This is a genomic window from Actinoplanes flavus, from assembly GCF_017592555.1.
Lineage (GTDB): Bacteria > Actinomycetota > Actinomycetes > Mycobacteriales > Micromonosporaceae > Actinoplanes > Actinoplanes flavus.
In genome coordinates this window covers 1-1443 of record NZ_JAGFNS010000081.1, presented here as the reverse complement: position 1 = coordinate 1443, position 1443 = coordinate 1, and the positions used below count along the sequence as shown (strand labels likewise).

Below are 1443 nucleotides of genomic sequence, written 5' to 3'. Positions count from 1 at the left end.
GGCTGAGACGTGATGCCGAGCCGTTCTGGTGAAGTCATTGATCCTATGCTGCCGAGAAAAGCCTCTAGCGATGTTCTGAGCGGCCCGTACCCGAAACCGACACAGGTGGTCAGGTAGAGAATACCGAGGCGACGGGTGAACTGTGGTTAAGGAACTCGGCAAATTGCCCCCGTAACTTAGGGAGAAGGGGGGCCGGACGCGTGAAGCCCCTTGCGGGTGGAGCGTGGTATGGCCGCAGAGAGCAGGGGGAAGCGACTGTTTACTAAAAACACAGGTCCATGCCAAGTCGTAAGACGATGTATATGGACTGACGCCTGCCCGGTGCTGGAACGTTAAGGGGACCTGTTAGCTCGAAAGGGCGAAGCGGAGAACTTAAGCGCCAGTAAACGGCGGTGGTAACTATAACCATCCTAAGGTAGCGAAATTCCTTGTCGGGTAAGTTCCGACCTGCACGAATGGCGTAACGACTTCCCCACTGTCTCAACCACAGGCCCGGCGAAATTGCAGTACGAGTAAAGATGCTCGTTACGCGCGGCAGGACGGAAAGACCCCGGGACCTTTACTATAGCTTGACATTGGTATCTGAATTTAATTGTGTAGGATAGGTGGGAGACTGTGAAGCTCGGACGCCAGTTCGGGTGGAGTCATTGTTGAAATACCACTCTGTTGGGTTTGGGTATCTAACTTGCGGCCCTGATCGGGTCGAGGGACAGTGTCTGGTGGGTAGTTTAACTGGGGCGGTTGCCTCCTAAAGGGTAACGGAGGCGCCCAAAGGTTCCCTCAGCCTGGTTGGCAATCAGGTGTTGAGTGTAAGTGCACAAGGGAGCTTGACTGTGAGACTGACGGGTCGAGCAGGGACGAAAGTCGGGACTAGTGATCCGGCACTTGCGTGTGGAAGCGGTGTCGCTCAACGGATAAAAGGTACCCCGGGGATAACAGGCTGATCTTCCCCAAGAGTCCATATCGACGGGATGGTTTGGCACCTCGATGTCGGCTCGTCGCATCCTGGGGCTGTAGCAGGTCCCAAGGGTTGGGCTGTTCGCCCATTAAAGCGGTACGCGAGCTGGGTTTAGAACGTCGTGAGACAGTTCGGTCCCTATCCGCCGTGCGCGTTGGATACTTGAGAAGGGCTGTCCCTAGTACGAGAGGACCGGGACGGACGAACCTCTGGTGTGCCAGTTGTTCTGCCAAGAGCACGGCTGGTTGGCTACGTTCGGAAGGGATAACCGCTGAAAGCATCTAAGCGGGAAGCTCGCTTCGAGATGAGGTATCCCACCACCTTTGAGTGGGTAAGGCTCCCAGCTAGACTACTGGGTTGATAGGCCGGAGATGTAAGCACGGTAACGTGTTGAGTTGACCGGTACTAATAGGCCGAGGGCTTAACCACCCTAAACATTTTACTTGCGTCCACTGTGTGATTCACAGCAAACGAACAACCACCCC

Annotated in this window: 1 rRNA gene; it reads left to right on the top strand. The window is 55.4% G+C overall.

What is annotated here, in order from left to right:
• A 23S ribosomal RNA gene (locus J5X75_RS43740) occupies positions 1-1387 on the top strand; the annotation flags it as partial.
• Between the last annotated feature and the right edge of the window lie 56 nt (positions 1388-1443).